Below are 22,268 nucleotides of genomic sequence, written 5' to 3' on the forward strand. Positions count from 1 at the left end.
GGTCAATGTATGCCTTGGGTGGGATGGGCCGCCGGCTCCAGCGACCAGACGGTCGCGGGCGGCAGGTTGGCCCAGACGGTGGTGACGCGCCGCCAGCGCCAGCCGGGCGGCAGTTGATCGAAGGGGCGCACCTGGCGCGCGGCGTAGGTGTACTGGAGCAGGCGCGCATTGGGCGTTCGCTCCATCAAGGCCAGCATGGACTGCACGCAGCGCCGCGCCTCGTCGCGCGGCATGGACAGCAGCGGCAGCGAGGACACCAGCATGAGCGAAGCGGCTGGCGGCAGGGGCAAGGCCTGCAGCCCCGTCGCGCAGGCATGCAGCACCTCGGCACGGGGGAAGCGGTGGTGCAGGTGGCGCACCAGGCCCGGGTCGCGTTCGACGACGAAGAAGCGGTCGGGCGGCGGTCCCAGATCAGCCAGTGCCTGGGTGATGGCGCCGGTGCCGGCGCCGATCTCCAGCAGCAGTTCGGGCCCCACACGGGAGACCTCACGCGCGATGGCCTGCGCCAGCGCCCGCGAGGCCGGGGCGATGGCCCCCACCCGCCGCGGGTCGCGCACCCAGGCCAATGCAAACGCCAAACCGCCCAAACCCTGTCCGCGTTCGTCCGCCATGTGCCGTGCTCCATGAAGCCGTGGAGCACGCAGCGTAACCGAGCCCGCCCGGCTTGTCGCGTCATCAAACGCAACAGCGTGCACGGCCTTTACTCGAACTCGACGATGGGCTGATCGACCGCCAGGGACTCTCCCTGTTTCGCCAGCACCTTCCCTACCGTGCCGTCGGCCGAGGCGAACAGCACGTTCTCCATCTTCATGGCCTCGATGACGGCCACGCGCTCGCCGGCCTGCACCTTCTGGCCCGGTTGCACCGCCACCTGCACCAGAAGGCCGGGCATGGGCGACAGGACGTACTTGCTCATGTCCGGCGGCGCCTTGAAAGGCATGAGCGCGTGCAGCTCGGCCATGCGCGGCGAGACCACCATGGCCTCGATGCGGGTGCCGTTGTGCTGCACCACCAGGGCCAGCGGGTTGCGCGGCGTACCGCGCTCCAGTTGCGCCGTGAAGGGCTGGCCATTGCACGTGCCCACGGTGCACACGTCGTTGAGCCGGGACGGGCTCTGGAACGCGTAGCGCTTCCCGCCCACCATCACCACGGCCGCGCCCACCTGGCCCAGCACCTCGTCCACGTGCACCTTCACGTGCCGGTGCGCGCCGGCCTTGTCGAGCAGGATCACGGTGTAGTCCAGACCGACCTTCACGCCGTAGCCCGGCAACTGGCCCGACAGGCCGGCCGCGCGCTCGCGGCTCTTGCGGCGCACGAAGGCGGCCAGCGCCACCAGGAAGTCGGGGTCGTCGTGCGGAACGTCCTCGGCGCGGAAACCCTGGCCGTAGTGCTCGGCGATGAAGCCGGTGTTGAAATCGCCCGCCACGAACTTCGGGTGCGCCAGCAGCGCGGCCTGGAAGGGGATGTTGCTCTGCACGCCCCGGATGACGAAGCCGTTGAGCGCCTCGCGCATCTTGGCGATGGCCTCGAGCCGGTCTTTCCCATGCACGATGAGCTTGGCGATCATCGAGTCGTAGTACATCGGGATCTCGCCACCGTCCTGCACGCCGGTGTCCACGCGCACGCCGAAGCGGTGTTCGGCGTCGGCCTGCCACATGCTCTGCGGCGGCGTGGCGAAGCGCACCAGCCGTCCCGTGCTGGGCAGGAAGTTGCGGAACGGGTCCTCCGCGTTGATGCGGCACTCGATGGCCCAGCCCTCGCGCTTCACGTCGGCCTGCTTCAGCGGCAGCTTCTCGCCGGCCGCCACGCGGATCATCAGCTCCACCAGGTCCAACCCGGTGATGCATTCGGTGACAGGGTGCTCCACCTGCAGGCGGGTGTTCATCTCCAGGAAGTAGAAGTCCTGGTGCTTGCCGACCACGAACTCCACCGTGCCCGCGCTCTGGTACTTCACTGCCTTGGCCAGGGCCACGGCCTGCTCGCCCATGGCCTGGCGCGTGGCCTCGCTGATGAAGGGCGACGGCGCCTCCTCGATCACCTTCTGGTGCCGGCGCTGGATGGAGCACTCGCGCTCGTTCAGGTAGATCACGTTGCCGTGCGCGTCGCCCAGCACCTGGATCTCGATGTGGCGCGGCTCCTGGACGAACTTCTCCATGAACACGCGGTCGTCGCCGAAGCTGTTGCGCGCCTCGTTGCGGCAACTGCTGAAGCCCTCGAAGCATTCCTTGTCGTTGAAGGCCACGCGCAGGCCCTTGCCGCCACCACCCGCGCTGGCCTTGATCATCACCGGGTAGCCGATCTTCTGCGCAATGGCCACCGCCTCCTCGGACGACTGGATGGGCTCGTTGTGCCCCGGGATGGTGCTGACCCTGGCCTCGTTCGCGAGCTTCTTGGAGGCGATCTTGTCGCCCATCGCCGCGATGGAGTAGTGCTTGGGCCCGATGAAGACCAGGCCCTCTTCCTCCACCTTTCGCGCGAAGTCCTCGTTCTCGGACAGGAAGCCGTAGCCGGGGTGGATCGCCTCGGCGCCGGTCTGCTTCGCGGCGGCGATGATCGCCTCGCCGAGCAGGTAGCTTTCGCGCGAAGGCGGTGGGCCCAGGCGCACGGCCTCGTCGGCCAGTTGCACGTGGCGCGCTTCCTTGTCGGCGTCGGAATACACGGCCACCGTGGCGATGCCCAGCTTCTTCGCGGTGGCGATGACGCGGCAGGCGATCTCGCCGCGGTTGGCGATCAGGATCTTCTTGAACATCTTGTCTTCTCCTCGGGCCATCACAGCGGGATGTTCCCGTGCTTGCGCCACGGGTTCTCCAGCTTCTTGTCCTTCAGCATCACCAGCGAACGGCAGATGCGCTTGCGCGTCTCGTGCGGCAGGATCACGTCGTCGATGAAGCCGCGCGCGCCGGCCACGAAGGGGTTGGCGAAGCGGGCCTTGTACTCGGCCTCGCGCTGCGCGAGCTTGGCCGGGTCCTTCTTCTCCTCGCGGAAGATGATCTCCACCGCGCCCTTGGCGCCCATCACCGCGATCTCGGCATTGGGCCAGGCGAAGTTCACGTCGCCGCGCAGGTGCTTGGAGGCCATCACGTCGTAGGCGCCGCCGTAGGCCTTGCGCGTGATCACGGTGATCTTGGGCACCGTGCACTCGGCGTACGCGTAGAGCAGCTTGGCGCCGTGCTTGATGATGCCGCCGTACTCCTGGCTGGTGCCGGGCATGAAGCCGGGCACGTCCACGAAGGTGACGACGGGGATGTTGAAGCAGTCGCAGAAGCGCACGAAGCGCGCGGCCTTGATGGAGCTCTTGATGTCCAGGCAGCCCGCCAGCACCAGCGGCTGGTTGGCCACGATGCCCACGGTCTGGCCGTCCATGCGCGCGAAGCCGATGACGATGTTCTTCGCGTACTCGGGCTGAAGCTCGAAGAAGTCCCCGTCGTCCACGATCTTGAGGATCAGCTCCTTCATGTCGTAGGGCTTGTTGGGGTTGTCGGGCACCAGCGTGTCCAGGCTCAGCTCCATGCGGTCCATCGGATCGCCGCTGGGCCGCACGGGCGCCTTCTCGCGGTTGTTGAGCGGCAGGTAGTTGAACAGGCGGCGCAGCATCAGCAGCGCCTCGACGTCGTTGTCGAAGGCCAGGTCGGCCACGCCGCTGCGCGTGGTGTGGGTCACGGCGCCGCCGAGTTCTTCGGCGGTCACTTCCTCGTGCGTCACGGTCTTTACCACCTCGGGGCCGGTGACGAACATGTACGACGAGTCCTTCACCATGAAGATGAAGTCCGTCATGGCCGGCGAGTACACCGCGCCGCCCGCGCTGGGGCCCATGATCATGCTGATCTGCGGCACCACGCCGCTGGCCAGCACGTTGCGCTGGAACACGTCGGCATAACCACCGAGCGAGGCCACGCCTTCCTGGATGCGCGCCCCGCCGGAGTCGTTGAGGCCGATGACGGGTGCGCCCACCTTCATGGCCTGGTCCATCACCTTGCAGATCTTCTCGGCGTGCGCTTCCGACAGCGCACCGCCGAAGACGGTGAAGTCCTGGCTGAAGACGAAGACCAGGCGGCCGTTGATCATGCCGTAGCCCGTGACCACACCGTCGCCGGGAATCTTGTTGTCCTGCATGCCGAAGTCGGTGCAGCGGTGCTCGACGAACATGTCCCATTCCTCGAACGTGCCCTCGTCGAGCAGCACCTCCAGGCGCTCGCGCGCGCTGAGCTTGCCCTTGGCGTGCTGCGCCTCGATGCGTTTGATGCCACCGCCCAGTCGCGCGCGGGCGCGCTTGTCTTCGAGCTGTTGCAGGATGTCTTGCATGGTTCTTCTCCGGAGGAATCAGTCGAACAGCGCGAGCAGTTGCCGCGCCGCCGTGCTGGCGGGCAGTTGCCCTGCGAGCACTTGTGAGGTGGTGTCGGCCAGCGCGTCGCGCACCGCTGGGTGCTCGCGAAAGCGCTGCTTGAGTCCGGCGTCGATGCGCTCCCACATCCACGCCTTGGCTTGGCGCTGGCGGCGCGCGGCGAGTTCGCCGTTGGCGGTCTGCAGGGCGCGAAAACGTTCGATCTCGGCCCAGAAGGCGTCGATGCCCTGGGCCTTGAGCGCCGAGAGCTGCATCACCGTGGGGTGCCAGTGCGTGGTGTCGTGCGCCGCGTGCTCGGGCCGGCCGTGCTGGCCCAGCAGGCGCAGCGACGAGGTGATCATGGCGCGCGCCCGCGTCGCGGCGTCCGGGTCGATGTCGGCCTTGTTGATGACCACGAGATCGGCGATCTCCATCACGCCCTTCTTGATGGCCTGCAGGTCGTCACCCGCGTTGGGCAGTTGCAGCAGCGCGAAACAGTCCGTCATGCCAGCCACAGCCGTTTCGCTCTGGCCCACGCCCACGGTCTCGACGATCACCACGTCGTAGCCCGCGGCCTCGCAGACGAGCAGCGCCTCGCGCGTCTTCTCGGCCACGCCGCCCAGCGTGCCGCCGCTGGGGCTGGGGCGGATGAAGGCGCGCTCGTCCATGGAGAGCTGCTCCATGCGCGTCTTGTCGCCCAGGATGGAGCCGCCCGAGACGGTGCTCGACGGATCGACCGTGAGCACCGCGACGCGGTGGCCTTGCCGGATGAGGTGCAGGCCCAGGGCCTCGATGAAGGTGCTCTTGCCCACGCCCGGCACGCCGGAGAGACCCAGGCGAAAGGCCTTGCCCGTGTGCGGCAGCAGCGCGGTGAGCAGCTCGTCACCCTGCGCGCGGTGATCGGCCCGGGTGGACTCGAGCAGCGTGATGGCCTTGGCCATGGCGCGGCGCTGCGCCATGCCCTCACCCTGGGTGAGGGCGCGCACGCTGTCGTCGAGGAAGAACGGCGAAGCACTCACAAGATGTCGAAGCCTCGTCCGTCGGGCAGGCGGTAGCGAGAAAAGTCGCGCACGTCGGTGGTCATGATGGTGGTGATGCCGGTGTCAGCCGCGAGCCAGACCAGAGAGGCGTCAGCCAAATCCATCTCGGTGCGCGGGGCTTCGGTGTAGCGGTGCATCAGACCGGCAAAGTCTTCCAGCGCGTCCTGCTGGAAGGGAAACACGGCCAGCGCACCCGCTGCCACCCAACGCAAGAAGGTGTAGCGCTGCGGCGGCGCCAGCAGGTAGCTGGCCTCCACCACGCAAGGCCAGGTGGTCGACAGCGACCAGTGCTGATCCGACGCGGTCTTGAACAGATCGAGGTAGTGCCGTGCGCGGGGCTGGCGGGTCCCGAACAGCGCCACCATGGGGCCTGCGTCAACCAGCGCGGCCGCCATGCTTGGCCTTGAGTTTTTTCACGATGGCGGCGCGCGAGCGCGCGGTGGCGTAAGGCTTTTCCTCGCCCTGAAAGGCCTCGCCAACGGCCTTGTACGCGGCGGACTGTTCCTCCACCTTCAAGGCCATCAGCAGTTCGTAGGGATTCTTGCGGCCAAGCGCCCGCTCCACCGCGTCCACGATGAACTGCGATTTGGTGATGCCCTGGCGGCGCGCCGCCAGTTCGAGCTCTTTCTCGAGCAGAGGGTCCATGCGGACGGAAACAGCCATGGTGCGCTCCTGGTGTGAGACCGTATTACGGTATCACATAGCCGCGCCGTGGGCCTTGCGGATCTGCTCCAGCACGTCCTTCGCGCTGGCCGGGATCGGCGTGCCCGGGCCGTAGATGCCCTTGACGCCGGCCTCGTAGAGGAAGTCATAGTCCTGGCGCGGAATGACCCCGCCCACAAAGACCACGATGTCGTCCGCGCCCTGCTTCTTCAATTCTTGAATGATCGCGGGCACCAGCGTCTTGTGGCCCGCGGCCAGGGTGCTCACACCCACGGCGTGCACGTCGTTCTCGATCGCCTGGCGCGCGCATTCCTCGGGCGTCTGGAACAGCGGGCCCATGTCGACGTCGAAGCCCAGGTCGGCGAAGGCCGTGGCCACCACCTTGGCGCCGCGGTCGTGGCCGTCCTGGCCGAGCTTGGCGATCATCACGCGCGGGCGGCGACCCTGTTGTTCGCCGAAGGCGGCGATTTCCTGCTGCAGTTGCGCCCACCCCTCGGCGCTGTCGTAGGCGGCGGCGTACACGCCGGTCACCTTCTGGGTGTCGGCCCGGTGGCGGCCGAAAGCGGTTTCAAGCGCATCGCTGATCTCCCCGACGGTGGCGCGCAGACGCACGGCGCGGATGGACAGGTCGAGCAGGTTGCCCGCAGCGCCAGTGGCGCCGCCGGGCTTTGCTCCCGATTCGGCCGCCTCGCTCAACGCGGCGAGCGCGGCCTTCACGGCCGCATCATCGCGCTTGGCGCGCACCTGCTTCAAGCGCGCGATCTGCGCATCGCGCACCTTCACGTTGTCGATGTCGAGGATGTCCACCGGGTCCTCGTTCTTCAGCTTGTACTTGTTGACGCCGACGATGACGTCCTTGCCCGAGTCGATGCGCGCCTGCTTCTCGGCCGCGGCGGCCTCGATCCTGAGCTTGGCCCAGCCGCTGTCCACCGCCTTGGTCATGCCGCCCATGGCGTCCACTTCCTCGATGATGGCCCAGGCGGCGTCGGCCATCTGCTGGGTCAGCGTCTCCATCATGTAGGAGCCGGCCCAAGGGTCCACCACGTTCGTGATGTGGGTCTCTTCCTGGATGATGAGCTGGGTGTTGCGCGCGATGCGCGCGCTGAACTCGGTGGGCAGCGCGATGGCTTCGTCCAGCGCATTGGTGTGCAGGCTCTGGGTGCCGCCGAACACCGCGGCCATGGCCTCGATGGTGGTGCGCACCACGTTGTTGTACGGGTCCTGCTCGGTCAGGCTCCAGCCCGAGGTCTGGCAGTGCGTGCGCAGCATCAGGCTCTTGGGGTTCTTCGCGCCGAAGCCCTTCATGATGCGGCACCACAGCAGGCGGGCCGCCCGCATCTTGGCGATCTCCAGATAGAAGTTCATGCCGATCGCCCAGAAGAACGACAGGCGCCCGGCGAAGGCGTCCACGTCCAGGCCCTTGGCCATGGCGGTCTTCACGTACTCCTTGCCGTCGGCCAGGGTGAAGGCGAGTTCCAGCGCCTGGTTGGCGCCGGCTTCCTGCATGTGGTAACCCGAGATCGAGATCGAGTTGAACTTCGGCATGTGGCTGGCCGTGTACTCGATGATGTCGCCGATGATCCTCATGCTCGGCTCGGGCGGGTAGATGTAGGTGTTGCGGACCATGAACTCCTTGAGGATGTCGTTCTGGATGGTCCCGCTGAGCTGGTCCTGCGCCACGCCCTGCTCCTCGGCCGCGACGACGTAGCCCGCCAGCACCGGCAGCACCGCGCCGTTCATGGTCATGGACACGCTGACCTTGTCGAGCGGGATGCCATCGAACAGGATCTTCATGTCCTCCACGCTGTCGATGGCCACGCCGGCCTTGCCCACGTCGCCGGTCACGCGCGGGTGGTCGCTGTCGTAGCCGCGGTGGGTGGCCAGGTCGAAGGCGACCGAGACGCCCTGCCCGCCGGCCGCCAGGGCCTTGCGGTAGAAGGCGTTCGACTCTTCGGCCGTGGAGAAGCCCGCGTACTGCCGGATCGTCCAGGGCCGCACCGCGTACATGGTGGCTTGCGGGCCGCGGATGAAGGGCTCGAAGCCGGGCAGCGTGTCCGTGTACCGCAGGCCCTGCAGGTCGGCCGCGGTGTACAGCGGCTTGACGGCGATGCCGTCCGGCGTGGTCCAGGTCAGCGCGTCGAGCTGGCCACCGGGGGCGGATTTGGCGGCGGCCTTGGCCCAGTCGGACAAGGTGGCGCGCGCGAAGTCATCAGGGGATGGGCTCATGGCAGCGGAATCGGCAGCGAAATCGGAAACGTCGGCGGCGCAAACGCCAACGGGATAGCCAAGGGAATGCGGCGGGGACACCACGGGGAGTGTACATCATTCATAATTATTGATGCAGAATTTCCATGCGGCCTTAGAATCGGCCCTGCATGGACACCGACACCGCCGCCCCCACCGCCCCGTCCCTGGCCCCGCGCGCGCTTTACGAGGAAGTGGCCGAGCTGCTGCGCCAGCGCATCTTCAAACGCGAGCTGGAGCCCGGCAGCTGGATCGACGAACTCAGGATCGCCGAGGAATACGGCATCAGCCGCACCCCGCTGCGCGAGGCCCTGAAGGTGCTGGCGGCCGAAGGCCTGGTGACCATGAAGGTGCGCCGGGGCGCCTACGTCACCGAAGTGTCCGAGAAGGACCTGCGCGACGTCTACCACCTGCTGTCGCTGCTCGAATCCGACGCCGCCGGCGAGGTGGCGGCCCAGGGCCAGGCCGCCGCGCTGGGCGAACTCGGTGCCCTGCACGACGAGCTGGAAGCCGCCGTGCACGACCGCGACCGCTTCTTCGCCATCAACGAGCGCTTCCACCTGCGCCTGCTGGAGCTGGCCGACAACCGCTGGCGGCTGCAGATGGTGAGCGACCTGCGCAAGGTGATGAAGCTCAACCGCCACCACTCGCTGTTCAAGGCGGGGCGCATCGAGGAGTCGCTGGCCGAACACCGCGCCGTGATGGCCGCCCTGCGCGCGCACGATGGCGCGCTGGCCATGCGGCGCATGCGCGAGCACTTCGCCAGCGGGCTCGAAGCCGCGACCTGAGCCCGGCCCGGCTCAGCCCTCGCCGATCTCCCGCGCGATGGCGCGCTTGGTCTCCAGCAGCGCCGGCGCGACCTTCTCCAGCAGCCATTCGCGAGGCAGCTTGTAGGCCGGCCCGCCCACGCTCACGCCGTACAACTCGCCCTCGATGCCGCGCAGGCTGAAGCCCAGGGCGTGGATGTCGGGGTGCCATTCGCCAAAGGAGCTGCAAAAACCCAGCCTGCTGTGCTCCTCCATCGCCTGCGCCAGCCGCGCGGCCACCGGGGGCCAGGCGCCCTCGCCCACCGACGCGCGGATGTCCTCGTACGCGGCCTCGCGCTGCGCCGGCGGCAGCGCCGCCAGGTAGGCGCGCCCGGCCGCCGAGGTGGCCATGGTCATGCGCGAGCCCACGTCCATGCGCGAGAGGATCAGCGCCGAGCGCGGGCGCAGCGTGTCGATCAGCAGCATGTCCAGCCCGTCGCGCACCGTCAGGTGCACGTTGGCGCCGGCCGCCTCGGCCAATTCCGCCAGGTGCAGGCGCGCCGTCTGCCGGAAGTCGAAGGTGCGCAGGTAGGCGTTGCCCAGTTGCAGCGTGGCCGAGCCCAGGCTGTAGCGCTCGCTGCCGGGCGCCTGGCGCAGGTAGCCGGCGGACAGCAGCGTGGCCACCAGGCGCGACACGGTGGCTTTGGGGATGCCGGTGCCTTCGGCGAGCTCGCGGTTGGACAGCGGCTGGTCGGCGTCGGCCACGGCCTTGAGCACCGCCAGGCCCCGCGCGAGGGCGCTGACCTCGTCCTTGCCCTGGGTGAGCGGTTCATCGGCCATGGCGATCATCTCCATTTTTTGGAACTTTGTTCCATTTTTCCTCTGACCTCATATAATTTCGAGACATCGTTCCATTTTAGAGACACAACAGGAGACACACCTTGAACTGGATCAAGACCACCGCACTCGCCCTCACCATTGGCCTGAGCGCCCTGGCACCCGCCGGCGCGCAGGATTTTCCCAAGGGACCCGTCAAGCTCATCGTGCCCTTCCCACCCGGCGGCCCCACCGACACCGTGGCCCGCCTGCTGGGCCAGAAGCTGCAGGAAACCTGGGGGCAGCCGGTGATCGTCGACTACAAGCCGGGCGCGGGCACCGTCATCGGTGCCGACTTCGTCGCCAAGTCCGCCGCGGATGGCCAGACCATCGGCATGGTGAACTCCTCGCTTGCCGTGAACCCCACGCTGCGCAAGAAGTTGCCGTACGACACGCAGAAGGACCTGTCCGGCGTGACGCAGCTCTTCAACATGCAACTGGCCATCGTGGCCCACCCCGACGCGCCCTTCAACAACCTGCGCGAACTCATCGCCTACGCCAAGAAGAACCCCGGCAAGCTGAACTACGGCACCCCGGGTGCCGGCAGCACCACCCACCTGGGCGCCGAACTGCTCAAGCGCGAGGCCGGCTTCGAGATGCAACACATCGCCATGAAGGGCAGCGCCCCCGCGCACACCGAACTCATGGGCGGGCGGCTCGACCTGGTGGTCGACCCCTTCCTGTCCATCCTGCCCTACGTGCAGGGCGGGCGCATGAAGATCATCGCCACCATGGGCGACAAGCGCGTGGCCGGCCACGACTACCCCACCGTGGCCGAAACCATTCCCGGCTTCAACGTCGGCGCCCTGCTCGGCTTCGTCGCGCCCGCGGGCACGCCCAAGCCGGTGCTGCAGAAGATCCAGGCCGACACCGCCAAGGCCCTGGCCACGCCGGACGTTCAGAAGCGCGCGCAGGAATTCGGTCTGCAGGTCGTGGGTTCCACGCCCGAGCAGTTCGACGCCCTCATCGCGTCCGAGATGAAGCGCTGGGGCCGCATCGTCACCGAAGCCAACATCCAACAGGAATGACCCGGAAGGACATCGCACCGTGAGCCTGCAACTCAAACCCTTGCACCCCGTCTTTGGCGCCGAGGCCAGCGGCCTCGATCTCACCCGGCCGCTGTCGGACGCCGACGTGCGCGCCGTCAACGCGGCCATGAACGAGCACGCCGTGCTGGTCTTCCGTGGCCAGCCGCTCACCGCGCAACAGCAGCTCGACTTCGCCAAGCACTTCGGCCCGCTGGACATCGGCCTCAAGCGCGTCTTCAAGCGCCCCGAGCGGCTGGAGGACGAGCGCCTGATCGACATCTCCAACGTCGACGCGCAGGGCAACATCGCGCGCCGCGACTCGCCCAAGAACCTGTCCAACTTCGCCAACCAGCTCTGGCACAGCGACAGCTCCTTCATGAACCCGCGCGCGGCGTACTCCATGCTGCATTGCGTGATCAAGCCGAGCTGGGGCGGCAACACCGAGTTCGCCGACCTGCGCCACGCCTACGACACGCTGGACGAGCGCACCAAGGCCGAGATCCAGGACCTCAAGGCCGAGCACTTCGCCCTGCACACCCGCATCCTGCTCGGTGACGACGCCTACACCGACGACCAGAAGAAGGAAATCCCGCCCGCGGTCTGGCCGCTGGCCGACACCCACCCCGGCTCGGGCCGCAAGGTGCTCTTCGTCGGCGTGCACGCGCGCGAGATCCTCGGCTGGCCAGTGGCCGAAGCCCGCATGTACCTCAGCGACCTGCTGGAACACGCCACGCGGCGCGAGAACGTCTACGTGCACGAATGGACGCCCGGCGACCTGGTGATCTGGGACAACCGCAGCACCCTGCACCGCGGCCGGCGCTACGACATCACCGAGCGGCGCGAGCTGCGCCGCACCACCATCAACGACACCCCCGAGGCGATGCTGCTGGCGGCCTGAGCGAAGGCCGCAGACCAGGGCCGCGCGTGACGCGGCCCTTTTCTTTTCAGGCGGCCAGCGACTCGGCTTCGTCGCTCACGTGCGCGCGCGCCATGCGCCACACCTCGCGCGGCGGCAGCGGCTTGAGGCGGTGGTCGCTCCACACCTGGCGCCACTTGCGCGCCCCGCGCAGCCCGTGGCGCAGGCCCAGCATGTGGCGCGCGATGGCGTACCAGGGGCAGCCGTCCTCGGCGTGCGCGCGCTCCATGTAGCGCACCATGTCGTCTTCCACGGCGTCACGGTCCACGGTGCTGGGTGGTGCGCCGAAGAAGGCCTCGTCCCAGGTGGTGAGCAGCCAGGGGTGGTGGTAGGCCTCGCGGCCCAGCATCACGCCGTCCACATGCTGCAGGTGCTGGGCAATCTGCTCGTTGGTGGTGAAGCCGCCGTTGACCGCGATGGTGAGTCGGGGGAAATCGCGCTTGAGCCGGTGCGCCAGCTCATAGCGCAGCGGCGGCACCTCGCGGTTCTCTTTCGGGCTCAGCCCCTGCAGCCAGGCGTTGCGCGCGTGCACGATGAACACCTCGCAGCCCGCTTCGGCCACGGTGCCCACGAAGTCGCGCACGAAGTCGTAGCTCTCGGTCTTGTCGATGCCGATGCGGTGCTTGACCGTGACCGGGACCGACACCGCATCGCGCATGGCCTTCACGCCATCGGCCACGGTCTGCGGCTCGGCCATCAGGCAGGCGCCGAAGGCGCCGCGCTGCACGCGCTCGCTGGGGCAGCCGCAGTTCAGGTTGATCTCGTCGTAGCCCCACTGCTCGCCCATGCGCGCGGCGCGAGCCAACTCATCGGCCTCGCTGCCGCCCAGTTGCAGGGCCACGGGGTGCTCCTCGGCGTTGAAGCGCAGGTGGCGCTGCACGCTGCCGTGCATCAGCGCGCCGGTCGTCACCATCTCGGTGTACAGCAGCGTGTGCTTCGTCAGCAGGCGGTGCAGGAAGCGGCAGTGGCGGTCCGTCCAGTCCATCATCGGCGCGACGGACAGGCGCCAGGGGGACGGTGGGGTGGGCAAAGGCATCGGGCGATTATCCCAGCCGGGCCCCGCGCCGTCGGTACCCATGGGCCAAAGCCCCGCGCTCAGCAGCGCGCGATCAGCTTGTCCACGTTGACGATGACCTTCATCTCGCCCGGCGGCAGGCTGGCCGCCACCGCCCAGGCCGGGTCGGCCGTGTCGCGCAGCACGGGCTCGCCCAGCGGCAAGCCCTGGCGCCCCACCAGCGCGAACACCTTGGGCTCATTGGCCTTGGCCCCGCGGCGCACCACCACGCCCAGTTCTCCGCTGGCCAGGCGCACGCAACTGCCCGGCGGGTAGAAGCCCACGCTCTTGACGAACAGCGCGCCCAGCTGGTCGGGCGTGCGGTGGCCTCCCATGTACAGCTCGCGCGCAACCTGCTGCGACAGCAGCCCGCCGCGGCTCTTGCGCGGACTGATGCAGGCCACGTACACGTCGGCCATCTGCAGCAGGCGGTGCGTGATGCGGTCGACGCGCTCGCCCTTGGGGTAGCCCGTGCCGTCGGGTTTCTCGTGGTGCTGGGCCACCAGGCGGATCCACTCGGCGTCCATCACGCCGAGCTGGCGCAGCAAAGCCACGCTGCGCTGCGGGTGCTCGCGCACCATCTTGCGCTGCGCCGAGGTGAGCGGCCCGGGCTGGCGCGCCATCTCGTCGTGCTCGCGGGTCATGCCCAGGTTCATGGTCAGCGCGGCCAGCACCAGCGCGCGCCGCTGCGCCTCGTCCATGCCCGCCAGGGGCGCCACCATGGCGCACAGGCCGGCGGCCAGCAGTGCGTGTGTGGCGCTGTAGGACACGCGCGTGTCGAACAGCAGTTGCACGAGCACCAGCAGGCTGTTGTCTGGTTGCTCGTCCCACAGCTGATCGCCACGCGCCTGCACCCGCAGCAGGCGTTCGAGGAACTGGCCGGCCTCCGGCCCCTGGTGCAGCAGCGCCGCCAGCGTGGCGTGCAGGTCGGCCCAGGCGTCGGGTGCGGGTGTCTCGTCGCGCCACTCGGGCGAAGCCGGCGCCGCCGACAGGGCATTGAGTCCCGCGATGCGGATGAGCGATTCGTTGCCGCGCACCATGCGGTCCAGCGAGGTGGTGTAGCCGTAGTTCAGCGCCTGCCAGTCGGCGGCCAGCACCAGCGGTGCATGCAGCATCAGCACGCCGCGATGCTGCTCCGAGGTGATCGCCTCGCCCTTGCGCAGCAGCAGCACGCCCTTGGCGTCCCAGATGTTGACCGGAACGGGTTCATGCAAGGCAAAGGAGTCCAGAGGCAGTGGCCGATACATAGCCCCCGACTCTAGGCGGTGAGCGTGTCGGCCAATCGGTCGAAAACCGGTGGAAAACCGCCGCAGAACGGCCCATGGCGGGCCGTTGCGGAACCCGCCCCACCACACAGCCACTCAGCCGCGTCATCCACTGCAGACCAGCCCCATGCCCCTCCCCACCCCCACCCCGCCTGACGCGGTGACCTGGCTGCTGCAGGACCTCGGTCCGCAAAGCGCCGACGTCGCCTCCGTGGTCCAGAACGACACCAACGCCTGGACCGTCAGCTTCCGCGACGATTCGCTGCTCCAGGTCACCTGGCTCGAAAGCCCGCCGCGGCTGGAGCTGCTGGCCCGCATCACCCGACTGGACCCGCTGGTGGCGCGCGAGGTGTTGGAAGGCCTGCTCATGTTCAACCTGCTGTCGGCCGACAGCCGCGGGGCGCGCATGGCCCTCAGCGCTTCGGACCGCGCGCTGTACCTGCTGCGCGACCTGCCGCTGGAGTCCCTGCACTTGGACGGCCTGCGCGATGCCTTGCGCTCGCTGGCGGCGGTGTCCGGCTCATGGCGCGAGGCATTGACCGCGCAGGAAGCCCGCCAGACCACTTCTTCCACTTTCCCTTCGTAACCCCAAGGAGTCCCCGCATGAGCGTTCACACCAGCTGGAAGCAAACCGGAGTCAAGACGGCCATCGTCAAGTTCGAGAAAAAGCCCGTCGACGATCAGGACACGAAGCCGTCCTTCGTCGTGAAAACCGATCCTGCGATCGCTGCCGTCAAGGCCTTCATCGGCTTCCTATTGGGCTTTCCGCCCCTCGACGCTTCCCCGGAGCCGCGATTCCCGGCGCCACAGGGGCCAAGCCACTCGTCTCGCGGCATCGAGGTCAAGTTCTCCGGCACCCAGCGCGAGCACGAGGCTGCGATCGTGATGGGCACCCTGCTCACCCTGTTCCGCTTCGACGGCCCCTTCGTCCTCCACTTCACCGAGCGAGCCCAACCCGTCCCAAGCCCTTCGCGCTCGACCGTCGAGCAAGCACCGTCTGGGGAAAAAGCCCACGCCTCCCGTAGCGGCCCATCGTGGTCCCACCTGCCGTCACGCGCCGGTCAAGAGGCTTCGGGCATTCCCCTCTCCCCGCGGCAGTCAATCGATGATGAGCTGAAGAAGCTTCGAAAGGAACGGTTGGCGTCAACCGAAACAGTCGCGGCCCCGACGCCCGAGCACCTTGCCGAGGAAGCCGGCCTCCAGGCGGAGCATCGACGAGAAGCGCCGCACGACTCCGTCGCCGCCGCGGTGCCCTACGACTTTCAGGCGTATCAAGCAGCCTTGAACGAACCTCCCGTCGACACCGTTGCGGAGGGATACCGGCAGGAAGTGGAGCGCCTGAAAGCTCGCGTGGCGGCATCGACGGATGGAACGCCCTCCGCCATCGAAGACGCGTGGCACCGGCAATATCTGGAGGAACTGCGGAACCCCAAGGTTGCCGTATCGGCACCGACGGAGCCAGTTCCCGAACCGAGCCAGGCCTAGTGGCAACGGCAGAACCTGAACGTTGAGCCCGCACCAGGGGCACCGGAAGCGCCAGCGGCCGCCTGACCTGAGGCGGCCTAATGGCCCACCAGCAGCGTGACGCTCACCACCAGCCCCGGGTGGGCGTTGCGGATCTCGCAGCGCCCACCGTGCGCCTGTGCCACCAGGCGGCACAGATACAACCCCAGCCCCACCCCGCCCGCGTGCCGGGTGCGGGCGCTGTCGGGGCGGTAGAAGGCCTGGGCCAGTTGCGCGATCTGGTCCTCGGGTACGCCGGGGCCGTGGTCGCGCACCACGAAACGAATCCCCTCTTCGCCCGCGCGTTCCACGCGCAACTCTGGCGGCGTCTGAGCATCGGCGCCATGGCGCAAGGCGTTGTCCAGCAGGTTGCGCAGCAGCAGGCGCACCCGCACGCGATCTAGCGAGACGTCGGGCAGGTCGTCATCAACCCGCAAGGCGATGCGCCGCGCCTCGGCTCGCGTGGCCGCGAGTTCGTCGATCACCTCGCGCGCCAGCGTGACGGGTTCGGTGGCTTCGCGGTTGAGCGCCGCGTGGCGGCTGGCCAGGCGCTCGCTCTCCAGCAGGTCGCTGATGAGGCGCGCCATTTCGTTCAGGTCGCGCAGCAGCGCCTCGCGCTGCGGATTCACCTCGGGTGATTCGGGCAGCAACTCGGTGTTCAGGCGCGCGCGGGTGAGCGGGCTGCGCAGCTCGTGGCTGATGGCCAGCAGCAGCGCGCGCTGGGCCTGCAGCATCTGCTCGATGTCGCGACCCATGGTGTTCACGGTCTGGGCGAGTTGGCCCAGCTCGTCGCAGTGGTGCGTGCGCACCGTGATGGGCTGCGAGAAATCGCCCGCGCCGAAACGCATGGCGCCCGCCCGGATGGCGTCCAGGGGGCGCAGCAGGCGGCGCACGTACCAGAAGGCCAGCGTGGTGACCACCAGCAGCGCCACCAGCGCGAACAGGAACATGCGCGGGCGGCGTTCGACGGCGGCGTCGTTCAAGCCGAACTCGATGACGTGTCCGTCCGCCGTGCGCCGCTGCACCAGCGCGCGCCAGTTCTGATCATCGCCCCAGTCGTCGGCGCCAGGCTCTTGCCGCCAGTGCGGCCGCGGCGTGTCCGGGTGCGAGCGCCACTGCACCGCGGGTCCGGTGATGTCGATGGTGATGATGGGCAGGCGCTCCACCAGCGCACGGGCCTTGTCGATGTCGGGCCGGCCCTGAGGTGCGATGTCGGTCGCCAGGCGGCTCACGTAGTCCATCAGCAGCGGGCGCCCGGCCTCCTTCCAGCCCAGGGTGAAGGCCTTCTGCGCGCCACCAATGAAGATGAAGGCCACCAGAAAGGCCAGCACCAGGAACACGCCGAGCAGGCGCAGCTTGAGCGAGTGCCGCCAGCCTGGGCGCGGGTCGGTGGGCTTTCTCATGGGCGCGGCAACGGCGCACGGCGCAACGCGAGCGAGTAGCCCGCGTTGCGCAGCGTCTTGATGCAGTCCAGCGGCTCGAGCTTGCGGCGCAGGCGACTGACCACGATGTCCACCGCGCGCGTGAGCAGTTCGGCCTCGTGCCCGCGCAAGTGATTGAGGATGTCGTCTCGGCTGAGCACGCGCCCCGCCTCACGCGCCAGCAGGTGCAGCAATTCGAACTCGGTGCCGGTGAGCTCCACCGCCTCGCCCTGGCGCAGCACCTGGCGCCGGGCCGGGTCGATGCTCAGGCCCTCGAAAGCCAGCACGCCAGGGTCTGCCGCCGCCGCGGCGGGCTGGCGGCGGCGCAACACGGTCTGCACGCGCGCCACCAGCTCGCGCGGCTCGAAGGGTTTGGGCAGGTAGTCGTCGGCGCCGAGTTCCAGGCCCACCACCCGGTCCATCACGTCACCGCGCGCGGTGAGCATCACGATGGGAATGTCGCTGTCCTTGCGGATGGTGCGGCACAGCTCGAAGCCGTCCATCTCGGGCAGCATCACGTCCAGAATGGCGGCGTCGAAGCCGCCCCGGCGCAGCCACTCCAGGCCTTCACTGGGCTTGTGCGCCTGCACCAGCGACAGGTCGAAGCGCTGGAAGTAACTCGCCAGGGGGGCGCCCAACTGGGTGTCGTCGTCGATCAGCAGGATGCGGGGCATTCGCGCATTCTCACACCGCCACCGCGCCGGTCAGCGCGCGGTGGCGCAGGATGAGCCGGCGCACCCTGCGCTGGTCGCTGCCGTCGAGCGCGTCGAAATGCTCGGCCGCGTTCATGAGCGCGGGCAGCACCGGCACAGCCTGCTGCGGCGCACGCCGCGACAGGCGCGACCACAGCCACATCGCATGCTCGCGGTCGAAGCGCGGGCCCCAGACCAGGGCCAGCATCTCGTCGTGCGGGTTGTTCACCTCGGCGAGCAGGGCGGGGCCGTGCTCACGCAAGGGGCGGGCGAAGCCTTGCAGCGCGGGCGACATGGTGGTCCCCATCAGCCGCGGCGAAACCAGCCGCGGCGCTTCTCCAGGAATTCGCGCACCTCGGCCTGCTGGGCGGGGTTGAGGCTGTCGTAGAAATCGGCCAGGGCCGTGATGACCTCGGGCGTGCTCATCTGCAACACGCGGGTCTTCTCGTCGAGCAGGTTCAGGGCGCGCGCGCGGTCGAACTTCTCGCCCGCCACCAGCGCCTTCATTTCGGTGCGCGGGCCCTGGCTCTGGCCGATCATGGCGGCGCGTTGCGCGATCAGCTTGTCGGCCAGCACCTCGAACTTCTGGCGCTGCTCGGCCGTGAGGTCGAGCTTGCGGGTGACGCGGTCCACAGCTTTGCCGCGCCATTCGGCGACCTGCTCGGCGGAGGCCGGGCCTTGCGCATGCTGGCCGCGGTGGCCGCAGGCGGCCAAGCCGCCCGCCAGCACGGTGACGCTGGTGAGGCCGATGAGGGTTCGCTTGATCCAGGGGTTCATGACGGGACCTTTCACAGGGGGTGGAACATGGCCGTGATGGTGCGCGGCGGGCGCCGACACCGGGTCTCGCGGCGGTATCGCTTCTTGTCGTTTTGTTTCGGCGGAGAATGGCCTTTCGTTTCGCTACGCCAGGAAGGACCACCCCATGCGCCGTCTCGCCGCCCTGCTCTGCCTCACGCTGGTGGTCACCGCGTCCGCCGCGCAGTCCACGAGCGAGCTGCCGGCCGACTGCGCCAAGGCCGAGACACAGCGCCAGCTCACCGCCTGCGCCTACCGCGACTTCGAGCACGCTCAGGCGGCCTACGCGGCGGTGTTCCGCGACCTGGCCGCCGGGCTGGACACCGCGCGCCGCACCTTGCTGCGCACCGCGCAGAAGGACTGGCTGGAGTACCGCACCTCGACCTGCGAGTTCGAGGCCAGTGCGGTGCGCGGCGGCAGCGCCGAACCGATGACGCGCCTGCAATGCCAGACGCGCGTGACGCGCGAGCGCACCAATGAGCTGCGCCGCCAGCTCAACTGCCCGGAGGGTGACCTGACCTGCCTGCGGCCGGTGCGGCCATGACAAGGCATGACATCAACGAAGCGACGATGACGACATCCCGCATGGCCGCCCCATGACGGTGCGGCGCTCCCGCGAGGCGCTGCCGGACGTGTTGCGCGCCCTCGCCATGATCTCCGTCCTGGTGGTGAACGCCATTGGCTACGCCGTCGCGCCCTGGGGCCCGCCCCTTGGCCTGCGCACGCCGCCCGACAGCGCCTGGGCGGCGGCGATCGAGGGCATCGTGGCCGCCGTGCTGCACGGAAAGGGCTACCCGATGCTGGCGTTCGTGTTCGGCATGGCGCTGTGGCTGTCCACCCGTGGCCGCTCCCGGCTCGACGCCCTGCGGCGCGGCGTGGTACGCCATCGCCGCCTGCTGGGGCTGGGCATCGTGCACGGCGTCTTCGTCTACTTCGGTGACATCCTGACGCTGTACGCGCTGGTGGGACGGCGACTGCTGGGCCGCTTGCAACAGCCCTGGGGCGCCATGCGCCGCCACCTGCGGCGTGCGCTGGTCTGGGCCGTGCTGGCGAAGCTGGTGCTGGCGGCGTCCATGCTGGCGTACCCCGAGCAACCCGATGCCGCCTATGGACCGCCGCTCTCTCGCGTGCAGGGCGTGTGGGATTTCCTGGCGCTCAACGCCAGCACCTACGCCGTCGCCCAGATCGTGGCCATCGTCCTGGCCGGGCCGGTGATGTACCTGTGCATGGCCTGCGGCGTGGCGGCAGCGCGCCTGAGGCTGCTGACGCACCGTCGGTGGCGCGCAGCCCTGCAACGCGGCCTGCGGCGTTGGGCCCCGCCCCTGCTGGTGCTGACCGCCGCGTACGGCCTGGGCTGTGCCTTGACGCTGCCCACCGATGCCCTTCGCCCCTGGATCGACGTGCTCGGCGACCTGGTGGCCATCCCTGTGGTGGCCGTCTACCTCGCGGCCGCGTCACTGGCATCGCGCGGGGGCACGGCGGCCTGGTGCCGATGGTTCGTCCCGCTCGGGCAGCGCACACTGACGCTCTACGTGGGGCATGGGCTGATCGGCTTGCTGCTGTTCTCGGGGGCTGGTCTGGCGCTTGCGCTGACCACGGCACAGATGCTGCTTTTCTGTGTGAGCCTGTGGCTGCTGGCATTGGCCGCCGCTGCGGCGAGTGGTGATCGCCGGTGGCCGCTGGAGGCGTGGATCGGCCGCCGTTGACGCGCCGGCCAGCGGCCCCGATCAGGACGGGGCGCTCGCACTCATCCCGCGAACACCTCGGTGTCCACCTCGCGGTTGGACTGCTCGCTGTAGCGGTTGCCGCTCACCGTCCGCTGGTTGATCAGCGCGTCCAGTCGCTGCATCACGTCGCTGCTCAGCTTCACGCCATCGGCGCCGTTGTTCTCGCGCAGGTGGTCCACGTTGCCGGTGCCAGGCAGCGGCAGGATGTGCGGCGCCTTGTGCAGCAGCCAGGCAATGGACAACTGCGCGGGCGTGCAGCCCACTTCGGCCGCAATGGCCCGGTAGCCGGGCAGCAGGCGCTGGTTGGCTGCCCAGTGCGGCGGCGTGAAGCGCGGCATGGCGCGGCGGATGTCCTTGGCGTCGAAGGCCTCGGGGTCCAGGTCGATCGCGAGGAAGCCGCGCGCCGTGGGGCTGAAGGCCACGAAGGCGGCGCCGATCTCGCGGCAGGCATCCAAGACCGCGATCTCCGGGTTGCGCGTCCACAGCGAGTACTCGGTCTGCACCGCGCTGATGGGGTACTCGGCGTGCGCCTTGCGCAGGGTGGCAGCCGACACCTCCGACAGGCCGACCGCGCGGATCTTGCCCGCGCGCACCAGGTCGCCCAAGGCGCCCACGCTCTCCTCCACCGGCACCTGCTTGTCCCAGCGGTGCAGGTAGTACAGGTCGATGACGTCCGTGCGCAGGCGGCGCAGCGAGGCCTCGCAAGTGGCGCGCAGCGTTTCGGGGCGGCCGTCGATCACGCGCACGAGCTGGCCATCGCCCTTCACGTCCACGCCCTGCATGCCGCATTTGCTGGCCAGGGTGAAGCGGTTGCGGTGCTTGGCCAGCACCTTGCCGACGATGGTCTCGCTGGCGCCAAAGCCATAGAGCGCCGCGGTGTCGAAGTGCGTCACGCCCTCGTCCAGCGCGGTGAGCAGCAGGCGCTCGGCCTGTGCCTCGGGCACGGGCGGGCCGTAGGCGTGGCAGATGTTCATGCAGCCCAGGCCGATGGCCGAGACTTTGAAGGGGCCGAGTTGACGTTGTTGCATGGGTGGTTTCCTCGTTGCAGCGCCAATGGGGTCAGAGCACATCGCCGCGAGCGGCGAGTGATCTGACCCCATTGGCTGTTGGTGCTCGCCCCGGCCGATCAGCCCTGGGCGTTGAGCTTCTGTTCCAGGTCGTGCAGCACCTGGTAGCAGGCGAACACGCGCGCCACGCTGGCGTTGGGCTCACGGCCTTCGCGGATGGCGGCGAAGAACTCGCGGTCCTGCAGTTCGATGCCGTTCATGCTCACGTCCACCTTCGACACATCGATCTTCTCTTCCTTGCCGTTGAACAGGTCGTCGTAGCGCGCGATGTAGGTCGCCGTGTCGCCGATGTAGCGGAAGAAGGTGCCCAGCGGGCCGTCGTTGTTGAAGGACAGCGAGAGCGTGCAGATGGCGCCGTTGGCGGCCTTGAGCTGGATGCTCATGTCCATGGCGATGCCCAGGTCCTTGTGGATCGGGCCCTGGATCGCGTTGGCCTTCACGATGGGGCTGCCGGCCTGGTAGGCGAACAGGTCCACGGTGTGGGCGGCGTGGTGCCACAGCAGGTGGTCGGTCCAGCTGCGCGGCTGGCCCAGCGCGTTCATGTTGGTGCGGCGGAAGAAGTAGGTCTGCACGTCCATCTGCTGGATGTTGAACTCGCCGGCCGCGATCTTCTTGTGCACATACTGGTGGCTGGGGTTGAAGCGCCGCGTGTGGCCGCACATCGCCACCAGTCCGCTGGTCTTGGCCACGTCGACGACCTCTTCACCGTCCTTGAGCACGTCGCACAGCGGGATCTCCACCTGCACGTGCTTGCCGGCCTTCAGGCAGGCCAGGGTCTGCGAAGCGTGCATCTGCGTGGGCGTGCACAGGATCACGGCGTCGACTTCCTTGAGCGCCAGGCTGTCTTCCAGCTTCGTCGTGACGTGGCCGATCCCGTACTTGGCGGCGACCTCCTTGGTCTTGTCGAGGT

23 protein-coding genes are annotated in these 22,268 nt (G+C 68.6%); 7 read left to right on the plus strand and 16 right to left on the minus strand.

Annotated features, from left to right (window positions below; all coding sequences use genetic code 11):
• Positions 1-2: 2 nt before the first annotated feature.
• The 7 genes from VLG41_RS02905 to scpA all read right to left on the minus strand — a co-directional run bounded on the left by VLG41_RS02905 (position 3) and on the right by scpA (position 8,250).
• Positions 3-611, minus strand: coding sequence for a methyltransferase (locus tag VLG41_RS02905; protein ID WP_325347899.1), 609 nt, complete (start codon positions 609-611; stop codon positions 3-5).
• A gap of 89 nt (positions 612-700) precedes the next feature.
• Positions 701-2,749, minus strand: a complete 2,049-nt coding sequence (locus tag VLG41_RS02910; RefSeq protein WP_325347900.1) for an acetyl/propionyl/methylcrotonyl-CoA carboxylase subunit alpha — start codon at positions 2,747-2,749, stop codon at positions 701-703.
• Positions 2,750-2,769: 20 nt separating this feature from the next.
• Positions 2,770-4,302 carry an acyl-CoA carboxylase subunit beta gene (locus VLG41_RS02915; RefSeq protein ID WP_325347901.1) on the minus strand — a complete coding sequence of 511 codons (1,533 nt, stop codon included), beginning with the start codon at positions 4,300-4,302 and terminating at the stop codon, positions 2,770-2,772.
• 18 nt (positions 4,303-4,320) lie between these two features.
• Positions 4,321-5,340 carry a methylmalonyl Co-A mutase-associated GTPase MeaB gene (meaB, locus tag VLG41_RS02920; RefSeq protein WP_414652427.1) on the minus strand — a complete coding sequence of 340 codons (1,020 nt, stop codon included), beginning with the start codon at positions 5,338-5,340 and terminating at the stop codon, positions 4,321-4,323.
• Complete coding sequence (locus VLG41_RS02925; protein WP_325347902.1) at positions 5,337-5,756, minus strand: hypothetical protein; 420 nt, start codon at positions 5,754-5,756, stop codon at positions 5,337-5,339. Before VLG41_RS02925 ends, meaB begins: the two co-directional genes overlap by 4 nt.
• Positions 5,737-6,024 carry a hypothetical protein gene (locus tag VLG41_RS02930; protein WP_325347903.1) on the minus strand — a complete coding sequence of 96 codons (288 nt, stop codon included), beginning with the start codon at positions 6,022-6,024 and terminating at the stop codon, positions 5,737-5,739. Before VLG41_RS02930 ends, VLG41_RS02925 begins: the two co-directional genes overlap by 20 nt.
• A gap of 33 nt (positions 6,025-6,057) precedes the next feature.
• Positions 6,058-8,250 (minus strand): methylmalonyl-CoA mutase, encoded by a 2,193-nt coding sequence (gene scpA, locus VLG41_RS02935; RefSeq protein ID WP_325347904.1) that lies wholly within the window; start codon positions 8,248-8,250, stop codon positions 6,058-6,060.
• Positions 8,251-8,399: 149 nt separating this feature from the next.
• On the opposite strand from scpA, the gene VLG41_RS02940 reads away from it, so the two are divergent.
• Positions 8,400-9,056, plus strand: coding sequence for a GntR family transcriptional regulator (locus VLG41_RS02940; protein ID WP_325347905.1), 657 nt, complete (start codon positions 8,400-8,402; stop codon positions 9,054-9,056).
• Positions 9,057-9,068: 12 nt separating this feature from the next.
• Here the strand turns inward: VLG41_RS02940 and VLG41_RS02945 are convergent, their stop codons facing one another.
• Positions 9,069-9,854 (minus strand): IclR family transcriptional regulator, encoded by a 786-nt coding sequence (locus tag VLG41_RS02945; RefSeq protein ID WP_325347906.1) that lies wholly within the window; start codon positions 9,852-9,854, stop codon positions 9,069-9,071.
• Positions 9,855-9,955: 101 nt separating this feature from the next.
• Between VLG41_RS02945 and VLG41_RS02950 the strand changes: the two genes are divergently transcribed.
• Positions 9,956-10,918 (plus strand): tripartite tricarboxylate transporter substrate binding protein, encoded by a 963-nt coding sequence (locus tag VLG41_RS02950; RefSeq protein ID WP_325347907.1) that lies wholly within the window; start codon positions 9,956-9,958, stop codon positions 10,916-10,918.
• A gap of 19 nt (positions 10,919-10,937) precedes the next feature.
• Entirely contained in the window at positions 10,938-11,816 is an 879-nt protein-coding gene (locus VLG41_RS02955) for a TauD/TfdA family dioxygenase (RefSeq protein ID WP_325347908.1), read from the plus strand.
• A 46-nt stretch (positions 11,817-11,862) separates the two neighbouring features.
• Here the strand turns inward: VLG41_RS02955 and dusA are convergent, their stop codons facing one another.
• Together dusA and VLG41_RS02965 are read right to left on the minus strand one after the other, a co-directional pair.
• Entirely contained in the window at positions 11,863-12,870 is a 1,008-nt protein-coding gene (dusA, locus tag VLG41_RS02960) for a tRNA dihydrouridine(20/20a) synthase DusA (protein ID WP_325347909.1), read from the minus strand.
• Positions 12,871-12,929: 59 nt separating this feature from the next.
• Positions 12,930-14,102 (minus strand): HD-GYP domain-containing protein, encoded by a 1,173-nt coding sequence (locus VLG41_RS02965; RefSeq protein ID WP_325347910.1) that lies wholly within the window; start codon positions 14,100-14,102, stop codon positions 12,930-12,932.
• Between the two features lie 178 nt (positions 14,103-14,280).
• On the opposite strand from VLG41_RS02965, the gene VLG41_RS02970 reads away from it, so the two are divergent.
• Positions 14,281-14,739: a type III secretion system chaperone gene (locus VLG41_RS02970; protein WP_325347911.1), complete on the plus strand. Its 459-nt coding sequence runs from the start codon at positions 14,281-14,283 to the stop codon at positions 14,737-14,739.
• Positions 14,740-14,756: 17 nt separating this feature from the next.
• Positions 14,757-15,638: a hypothetical protein gene (locus tag VLG41_RS02975; RefSeq protein WP_325347912.1), complete on the plus strand. Its 882-nt coding sequence runs from the start codon at positions 14,757-14,759 to the stop codon at positions 15,636-15,638.
• Positions 15,639-15,715: 77 nt separating this feature from the next.
• On the opposite strand, the gene VLG41_RS02980 is transcribed toward VLG41_RS02975, so the two are convergent.
• The 4 genes from VLG41_RS02980 to VLG41_RS02995 are packed head-to-tail and all read right to left on the minus strand — an operon-like array spanning position 15,716 to position 18,546.
• On the minus strand, positions 15,716-17,059 hold the full coding sequence (locus tag VLG41_RS02980; protein WP_325347913.1) for a HAMP domain-containing sensor histidine kinase: 1,344 nt from the start codon (positions 17,057-17,059) through the stop codon (positions 15,716-15,718).
• A complete protein-coding gene (locus VLG41_RS02985) occupies positions 17,056-17,751 on the minus strand; it encodes a response regulator transcription factor (RefSeq protein ID WP_325347914.1) in 696 nt (231 codons plus the stop codon). Before VLG41_RS02985 ends, VLG41_RS02980 begins: the two co-directional genes overlap by 4 nt.
• Before the next feature lie 10 nt (positions 17,752-17,761).
• A complete protein-coding gene (locus VLG41_RS02990) occupies positions 17,762-18,064 on the minus strand; it encodes a hypothetical protein (RefSeq protein WP_325347915.1) in 303 nt (100 codons plus the stop codon).
• A gap of 11 nt (positions 18,065-18,075) precedes the next feature.
• Positions 18,076-18,546: a Spy/CpxP family protein refolding chaperone gene (locus tag VLG41_RS02995; protein ID WP_291020776.1), complete on the minus strand. Its 471-nt coding sequence runs from the start codon at positions 18,544-18,546 to the stop codon at positions 18,076-18,078.
• A gap of 145 nt (positions 18,547-18,691) precedes the next feature.
• Here VLG41_RS02995 and VLG41_RS03000 point away from each other — a divergent pair, with 145 nt between their 5' ends.
• Together VLG41_RS03000 and VLG41_RS03005 are read left to right on the plus strand one after the other, a co-directional pair.
• Positions 18,692-19,108 (plus strand): lysozyme inhibitor LprI family protein, encoded by a 417-nt coding sequence (locus tag VLG41_RS03000; protein WP_325347916.1) that lies wholly within the window; start codon positions 18,692-18,694, stop codon positions 19,106-19,108.
• A gap of 52 nt (positions 19,109-19,160) precedes the next feature.
• Complete coding sequence (locus VLG41_RS03005) at positions 19,161-20,270, plus strand: DUF418 domain-containing protein (RefSeq protein ID WP_325347917.1); 1,110 nt, start codon at positions 19,161-19,163, stop codon at positions 20,268-20,270.
• A 41-nt stretch (positions 20,271-20,311) separates the two neighbouring features.
• On the opposite strand, the gene VLG41_RS03010 is transcribed toward VLG41_RS03005, so the two are convergent.
• Positions 20,312-21,319: an aldo/keto reductase gene (locus VLG41_RS03010; RefSeq protein ID WP_325347918.1), complete on the minus strand. Its 1,008-nt coding sequence runs from the start codon at positions 21,317-21,319 to the stop codon at positions 20,312-20,314.
• 98 nt (positions 21,320-21,417) lie between these two features.
• On the minus strand, positions 21,418-22,268 hold an 851-nt coding region (locus VLG41_RS03015), incomplete at its 5' end, for a Gfo/Idh/MocA family oxidoreductase (RefSeq protein WP_325347919.1).

This window comes from Hydrogenophaga sp. (assembly GCF_035481345.1).
In the GTDB taxonomy this organism is placed as follows: domain Bacteria; phylum Pseudomonadota; class Gammaproteobacteria; order Burkholderiales; family Burkholderiaceae_C; genus Hydrogenophaga.